This window comes from Caulobacter sp. P1_B12_2, assembly GCF_056406675.1.
The window spans coordinates 1-7,730 of record NZ_JBFTZS010000211.1 but is presented as its reverse complement, the minus strand read 5'-3'; the positions used below and the strand labels follow the sequence as shown (position 1 = coordinate 7,730).

General features: G+C 68.8%; 7 protein-coding genes. 1 reads left to right on the top strand and 6 read right to left on the bottom strand.

All coding sequences use genetic code 11. The features are described from left to right. Positions 1-153: 153 nt before the first annotated feature. The 6 genes from nadC to AC1DZ6_RS14185 form a co-directional block, all read right to left on the bottom strand. A complete protein-coding gene (gene nadC / locus AC1DZ6_RS14210) occupies positions 154-999 on the bottom strand; it encodes a carboxylating nicotinate-nucleotide diphosphorylase (protein ID WP_477097811.1) in 846 nt (281 codons plus the stop codon). Further along, positions 996-2,528 (bottom strand): L-aspartate oxidase, encoded by a 1,533-nt coding sequence (locus AC1DZ6_RS14205; protein ID WP_477097810.1) that lies wholly within the window; start codon positions 2,526-2,528, stop codon positions 996-998. The genes nadC and AC1DZ6_RS14205 overlap by 4 nt, the downstream gene beginning before the upstream one ends. A 74-nt stretch (positions 2,529-2,602) precedes the next feature. Next, a complete protein-coding gene (gene nadA, locus AC1DZ6_RS14200) occupies positions 2,603-3,700 on the bottom strand; it encodes a quinolinate synthase NadA (RefSeq protein WP_477097809.1) in 1,098 nt (365 codons plus the stop codon). Positions 3,701-3,917: 217 nt separating this feature from the next. Next, complete coding sequence (locus AC1DZ6_RS14195; RefSeq protein WP_477097808.1) at positions 3,918-4,535, bottom strand: response regulator transcription factor; 618 nt, start codon at positions 4,533-4,535, stop codon at positions 3,918-3,920. 59 nt (positions 4,536-4,594) lie between these two features. Further along, complete coding sequence (locus AC1DZ6_RS14190) at positions 4,595-4,960, bottom strand: response regulator (protein ID WP_477097807.1); 366 nt, start codon at positions 4,958-4,960, stop codon at positions 4,595-4,597. Positions 4,961-4,965: 5 nt separating this feature from the next. After that, on the bottom strand, positions 4,966-6,174 hold the full coding sequence (locus AC1DZ6_RS14185; RefSeq protein WP_477097806.1) for a sensor histidine kinase: 1,209 nt from the start codon (positions 6,172-6,174) through the stop codon (positions 4,966-4,968). Positions 6,175-6,395: 221 nt separating this feature from the next. On the opposite strand from AC1DZ6_RS14185, the gene AC1DZ6_RS14180 reads away from it, so the two are divergent. Next, positions 6,396-7,712 carry an epoxide hydrolase family protein gene (locus tag AC1DZ6_RS14180; protein ID WP_477097805.1) on the top strand — a complete coding sequence of 439 codons (1,317 nt, stop codon included), beginning with the start codon at positions 6,396-6,398 and terminating at the stop codon, positions 7,710-7,712. Positions 7,713-7,730: the final 18 nt, after the last annotated feature.

The following is a 7,730-nucleotide window of genomic DNA, read 5'->3' as shown; positions in this document are numbered from 1 at the left end:
GCCGATCTTGTTCCGCATGGCCTCTCTCCGAGCTGCTTGTGTCTCCAGGACGAACGACCTGCGGGTCTCCCGACAGGCGCTGAATCGTTTTCCGCGCGCCATCCTCCGGGCTTGGTCGGAAAGCCGCCGTCGCCCGGGCCGAGAACTCTCGCCTCAGGCCGCGTCCAGGCCGATGTCCATGACCAGGGCCGAGTGGGTCAGGGCGCCGACGCTGATCACGTCCACCCCGGTCTCGGCGATGGCCCGCACGGTGGTCAGGTTGACGCCGCCCGAGGCCTCCAGCACCGCGCGGCCCTTGGCCAAGGCGACGGCGGTCTTCAGGTCRTCGAGGCTGAAATTGTCGAGCATGACCACGTCGGGGCCGTACTTCAGCGCGTCTTCCAACTGGTCCAGGCCGTCGACCTCGACCTCGACCTTGACCAGGTGGCCGGCGAAGGCGCGGGCCCGGCGGACGGCTTCGCCGACCCCGCCGCAGGCGGCGACGTGGTTGTCCTTGATCAGGATGGCGTCATCCAGGCCGAAGCGGTGGTTGATCCCGCCGCCGCAGCGCACGGCGTACTTTTCCAGGGCTCGCAGGCCCGGCGTGGTCTTGCGGGTGTCGACGATGGTGGCCTTGGTGCCCTGGACCAGGCGAACATAGGCGCGGGTCAGGGTGGCGATGCCTGACAGCTTGCCTAGCAGGTTCAGCCCCGTACGCTCGGCGGCCAGGATGGCGCGGGCGTTGCCCTCGGCGCGCGCCAGGATCGCCCCCGGCGCGGCGTCGGCCCCGTCGGGGGTGACCACCTCGAAGCGCGCCGTCGGGTCCAGGGCGGCCAGAGCCAGGCGGGCGCAGGACAGGCCGGCGACACGGCCGTCCTGCCGCGCGGCCCACACCACCGGCAGCCGGGCGTCGGCGTCGATGCAGGCCTGGGCGGTGATGTCGCCGGCCCGGCCCAGATCCTCGGCCAGGGCCATCTCGATGATCGGGCGGACGAGGAGGTCGTCGAGGGGCGTGATCATTCGGCGGCGTAACGGACCGCGCGGCCCGTTTCCTGATCCTGGAGGGTGACGAAAGTGCGCTCGGCGGCGGCCGTGGCGGGGAAGTCGGCGCGGAAGTGGCCGCCTCGGCTTTCCTGGCGGGCCAGGGCGGCGCGGGCGATCAGCTGGGCGGCGACCAGGGTGGGGGCGGGACCGTGAGCGGTCTCCAGGGCGTCCAGCACGGCGACCAGGCGGGCCAGGCCGTCGGCGTCGCGGATCACGCCGGCGTCGCGGCTCATGGCCTGGCGCAGGATCTGCAGTGCGGCGTTCGGCAGGTCGGGGGCCGGCGTCGTCGCCACCGGTTCGCCGCCCGCAAGGCCTAGGTGAAGCGCCAGGCCCTTGGCCGCGCGGCCGGCGCGAGCCCCGAACACGGCGGCTTCCAGCAGGCTGTTGGAGGCCAGGCGGTTGGCGCCGTGCACGCCGGTGCTGGCGCATTCGCCGGCGGCCAGCAGGCCCGGCAGGCTGGTGCGACCGTCCAGGTCCGTGGCCACGCCGCCCATGTGATAGTGCACGGCCGGGGTCACCGGGATCGGCTGGACGCGCGGGTCGATGCCCGCGCTCATGCAGGCGGCGAACACGGCGGGGAACTCGTGGTCGAAGTGGGCGCCGACCGCCACGGTGGCGTCCAGATATGCGCCGCGACCGGCCGCCCGCTCGGCGTGGATGGCGCGGGCGACCACGTCGCGCGGGGCCAGCTCGCGAGCCGGGTGATAGTCGGCCATGAACGCCCGGCCGTCGCGGTTCCGCAGGATCGCCCCCTCGCCGCGCAGGGCCTCGGTGGCCAGGGGCGCCGGGTCGCGGCCGATGTCGATGGCCGTGGGGTGGAACTGCACGAACTCCGGATCGGCGATCTCGGCGCCGGCCAGGGCGGCCAGGCCCAGGCCCTCGCCTCGCACCTGGGCGGGCGTGGTGGTGACGGCGTAGAGGCCGCCGACCCCGCCGGTCGCCAGGATGACAGCGGGCGCGAGGATCTCGACCAGGGCGCCGTCGATCTCTGCAATCAGCCCGACGACGCGACCTGTCGCGTCTTGAAGAAGACGCCGGGCGCGGGCGTTCTCGCGGACCTCGATGGACGGCGCGGCGCGAACGGCGGCGATGACGGCGGCCATGATCGCCGCGCCCGCCCCGTCGCCGCCGACCCGGGCGACCCGGGCCTTGGCGTGGGCGGCCTCCAGGCTGAGCACGAAGTCGCCGTTGGCCTGGCGATCGAACGGCGCGCCCAGCGTGGCGAGCGCGCGCACGGCAGCGGGGCCCTCGGTGGTCAGCAGCTCGACGGCGGCCGGATCGCAGAGGCCCGCGCCGGCCGCGATGGTGTCGGCGGCGTGCAGGGCCGGAGCGTCCTCGTCCGACAGGGCCGCGGCCATGCCGCCCTGAGCCCAGGCGCTGGAGCAGCCGGTCGCCAGCGGCGTCGGCGACAGCACCAGGGCCTTGCCGGCTGCCAGCGCGGCCGTGAGGCCCGCCAGGCCCGCCCCGAGGATCACGGGGCCGTCGAAGGTGATGCGGTCGGTCATTCTACACTCCACTCCCTTCCGGTTACACGGGAAGGGCCGGGAACTTGGGGACGCGAACGAGGCGGAAAGCGGGTCTAGATCAGCTCCACGTCCACGTGGTGCTTGGCCTTGACCAGGTCGTAGCGGGCCGGAACCAGCGGCGGCGGCAGGTCGATCATCCGCTGGACGGCCAGCTTGGCGCGGATCTGGACGCTGGGATCGACCGTCACCTCGTACTGGTCGTACAGCAGGGCGTCGTGGATGTTCTGCAGGCTGATCCGCTTCATGTGCGGACACAGGTTGCAGGGGCCGATGAACTGGGTGCCGGGCGACTCCGCCTGGACGTTGGAGGCCATCGAGCACTCGGTGATCAGCACCACCTGCTTGGGCTTCCTCAGCGCCACATAGTCGTTCATCGCCGCCGTGGAGCCGGCGAAGTCGGCCGCTTCGAGGATCTCGGTCGGGCACTCGGGGTGGGCCAGGATGTCGGCGCCGGGATAGGCGGCGCGCATGTCGGCGATGTCGCCGGCGGTGAAGCGCTCGTGCACCTCGCAGCGGCCGGCCCAGGCGATGATCTTCACCGAGGTCTGGCGCGCCACGTTGCGGGCCAGGAACTCGTCGGGGATCAGGATCACCTTGTCGACGCCCCACTCGCGGGCCGCCCACTCCACCACCTGCACGGCGTTGGCGCTGGTGCAGCAGATGTCGGTCTCGGCCTTCACGTCGGCGGTGGTGTTGACGTAGGTCACGACGGGGATGCCGGGGTGGCGCTGCTTGATCAGCCGCACGTCGGCGCCGGTGATCGAGGAGGCCAGGCTGCAGCCGGCCCGCAGGTCGGGGATCAGCACGCGCTTTTCCGGGGCCAGCACCTTGCTGGTCTCGGCCATGAAGTGCACGCCGGCCTGGACGATCACGGCCGCGTCGCACTTGGCCGCCTCGCGAGCCAGGGCCAGGCTGTCGCCGACGAAGTCGCCCACGCCATGGAAGATCTCGGGCGTCATGTAGTTGTGGGCCAGGATGACGGCGTTCTTCTCGCGCTTCAGCCGATTGATCTCGGCGATCAGCGGCGCGTGGATCTGCCACTCCAGCGGAGTCACCTGGTGCTTGACCTTGTCCCACGTCGCGGCGGTCGCCGCTTCGACGTCGGGGGTGAAGGCGAGGGGCGCCCGGGGAGACGCGAAGCCGTCGGCCATGTGATCCTCTCTTATGCTCAAACTGAGCATTTCCAGGGCCTCAAAAAACGCCGGAAACGGAGGACAAATCGTTAAGTCCCGCTCCGACGTCGCCCCTTATGCTGAAATTGAGCAAAAGGGATGGATCACATATAGACCTTCCGAGGGCGATTGCAAAGCGTGAGCGTGAAAATCAGTGGACAGGATCGCGGGAACCTCGGAGCAGCCGACCGAACGCCTAGGCGGCGCCGTCGAGGCTGGCGCTGAACTTGACCAGTTCGGCCACCGAGCGGGCGCGCATCTTCTCCATCACGCGGCCCCGGTGCTTCTTCACGGTGATCTCGGTGATGCCGAGCTCGCCGCCGACCTGCTTGTTCAGGAGTCCGCGGACGACCAGACCCATGACTTCGCGCTCGCGGGGACTGAGCGTGGCGTAGCGCTCGCGAAGCGCTTGCAGCACCAGCCGGTCGCCCACGGCGACACGGCTGCGCTCCAGGGCCGCGGCGATGGCGTCCAGCAGAACCGCTTCCGCGAACGGCTTGGTCAGGAACTCCACCGCCCCCGCCTTCATCGCCCGCACGGACATCGGGATGTCGCCATGGCCGGTGATGAAGATGATGGGCATGTCGCCCCGCGCGTCGGCGATGACCGCCTGAAGATCCAGCCCGCTCAGGCCCGGCAGGTTGACGTCCAGCACCAGGCAACTGGGGCCCAAAGCCGGCGGGCAGGTCAGGAAGAGATCCGCCGAGGCGAAGGTGCGCGCCCGCCAGCCGGCGACCTGGATCATGGTCTCGAGCGCCTCTCGAACATATTCGTCGTCATCGACGACGAAGACGGTGTCTGGCAGGGCTGACATGGCGGCGGCCTCGAGCCGGAACTGGCGATCTGCGCCCAAGTCAAATGCATGGCCGATATTCACCCGATTTCAAGCGCGGCGTTGACCGCCTCGATCATCGCCGTGTCGCTGAAGGGCTTCCTCAGGCAAGCGACGGCGCCGCGCTTCAGCATCTTCTGGCCCAGGTCGTCATCGTTGTTGGCCGTGATGAAGACGATCGGGATGGCGTGTCGGCGTCGGGCCAGTTCCTGCTGCAGCTCGGGTCCCGTCATGCCCGGCATGTTGATGTCCAGGACCAGGCAGCCGGTTCGATCCAGGCTGTCGGAGGCCAGGAACTCTTCCGCCGAGGAAAACGGACGGGCGTCCAGGCCGAACGACTTCAGCAGGTCCGGCAGGGCTTCGCGGATGAATTCGTCGTCGTCGACTACCGACACAAGCTTACGCATCGCCACTAGAGGTCCTTCGAGAAGAGGTCGCTCGAACCCGCGTCGCCGCTCGGGATCGAGAATGAGAATGTCGCGCCGGGCCCGTCGTCGTTCGATGCGGCCCAGAGGCGACCGTCGTGAGCCTGGATGATGGACTGGCTGATCGACAGGCCGATTCCCATGCCATGGCTCTTGGTCGTGTAGAAGGCGTCGAACAGCTTCTCCAGCGCCTCGGGCCCGATCCCGGTTCCTTCGTCGCGAACCGTAAGGCGAACCTGCCCCGAGCTGTCGAAGGCCGTCGCGATCCGCAGGCCGCGCGGGGCGTCCACACCACGCATGGCGTCGATGGCGTTGAGGACCAGGTTCAGGATCACCTGTTGCAGCTGGATGCGGTCGCCGAGGACGGAGGGCAAGGTCTCGGCGAAATCGGTCCGCACCACAACCCCGGCGCCCTGAAGCTCGCCCGCCGAAAGGGCCAGCACCTCGCTTGCGGCCTGGTTCAAGTCGACCGGCTCCATGGCCGGCTGCTTGCGCGCGAACATCGCCCGCAGGCGGGAGATCACCTCCGAGGCGCGGTTGGCGTCGCGGATGGTGCGCTGGGCCGTGGTCTGGGCCAGTTCGAGATTGGGCGGATCGGCGGCCAGCATGCGAACGCAGGTGCTGGCGTTTGTGATCAGGGACGTCAGCGGCTGGTTGACCTCGTGGGCGATCGACGCGGTCAGCGCACTGAGGGTCGCCGCGCGCGCCACGTGGGCCAGCTCCGCGCGCGCCTTGTTCAGGGCTTCTTCGGCGACCTTTCGTTCCGTCACATCCTGCGTGGCGCCGATGTAGACCGGCCGCTCGCCGTGGTGCTCGATGCGATGCCCCACGGCATGCAGGTGCTTCAGGACGCCGCTGGCGGTCACGATCCGATAGGAAATGTCGATCTCCACGCCGGCGGCGGCGCCTGCGACCGTGGCCTGATGGGCCGGCAGGTCGTCGGGGTGCACGAACTTCTCGACCAGGTCCGTCGTCACCGTCGTGGTGGGTTCGAATTCGAAGATGCGCAGCAGTTCCTCGGACCAGAGGAGTTCGCCCCGCTGGAAGTCCCAGGTGAAGCTTCCGGTCTGGCTCAGCCGTTGGCCCTCGATCAGATTCACGTAGGCGCGCCGCTGCCGCTCCGCCTCATCGACCTCGAGAGGCGCCAGGGGCTCTGGCCCCTCGTCGGGCGACTGTCCTTTGGCGTCGGTGTCCATGCCTGATCTTCGCGAAACTCTAGGAACGCGAGATGATCACGAATGGGATCGAATATCTATGACCCCTTCGTATACCATTAGAGTTCGCCATGATCCGCGAATGATACTGAGGTATACCCGATACCTAGGTACCATATCAATCCAACGGCAATGGCCAATACTTCTCCTCGTCAAGCGAATTCCTCGCTGACAGCGCCGAGGCGCAAAACAGGAGATGTGTCATGACTTCGGAATTCTCCCCCAAGACCCGTCGGCAGTTTCTGACCACCGCCGCGACGGCCGCCATTGTCGGCGCGGCGACGACCGTGTCCGCTGAAGGCTTCGGCCTGGATGCGCCCGGCGGCGGCGGCGCTTCCCCCGCCGGCCGCGACGCCATCCGGCCGTTCCGCATCAACGTGCCCGACTCCGCGCTCGCCGACCTGAAGAGCCGTCTGGTCCAGGCCCGGCTGCCCGAGAAGGAGACCGTTGCCGACTTCTCGCAGGGCGTGCCGCTCAAGACCATCGAGCAGATCCTCATCCACTGGCGCGACCGCTACGACTGGCGGAAGGTCGAGGCCAGGCTGAACAGCTATCCCCAGTTCATCACCGAGATCGACGGGCTGGACATCCACTTCCTCCACGTGCGCTCCAAGCACGCCGACGCCATGCCGCTTATCGTGACCCACGGTTGGCCCGGTTCGGTGGTCGAGCAGCTGAAGATCATCGAGCCGCTGACCAATCCCACGGCCTTCGGCGGCGAGGCGTCCGACGCCTTCCACATCATCATCCCGTCGATGCCCGGCTACGGGTTCTCGGGCAAGCCGACCGCTGTCGGCTGGGGTCCTGAGCGCATCGCCAAGGCCTGGACCACGCTGATGCGGCGCCTGGGCTACAAGAAGTTCGTCGCCCAAGGCGGCGACTGGGGCGCCGTGGTCACCGAGATGATGGCCGTCCAGGCGCCTCCGGAACTGGTCGGCATCCACGTCAACATGCCGGGCGCCGTTCCGGTGGACCTCAACACCGCGGCCTTCGGCGGCGCGCCCGCCCCCGCCGGCATCACGGCCGAGGAAAAGAGCGTCTATGACGAGCTCGTCTTCTTCTACCAGCACGTCTACTACGCCTTCGAGATGGGGACCCGGCCCCAGACCCTGGTGGGCCTTTCGGACTCCCCCATGGGGCTGGCGACCTTCATGCTGGACCACGACGCGCGAAGCCTGGAGATGATCGCCCGCGCGTTCGACGAACAGCCGGAAGGCCTCACGCCCGACGACGTCCTCGACAACGTCACGCTGTTCTGGCTGACCAACACCGGCGTCTCGTCGGCTCGGCTCTACTGGGAGAACAAGCTGCCATTCTTCACGCCGAAGGGAGTCAAGATCCCGGTCGTCGTGAGCACCTTCCCGGACGAGCTGTATGCGACGCCGCGGGCCTGGGCCGAGAAGGCCTATCCCAAGCTGGCCTACTACAACCGGCATCCCAAGGGCGGACACTTCGCCRCCTGGGAGCAACCGGCCGCGCTCGTCCATGACGTCCGCGAGGGCTTCCGCTCCCTGCGCTGACACCGCCGGAGCCCAAAC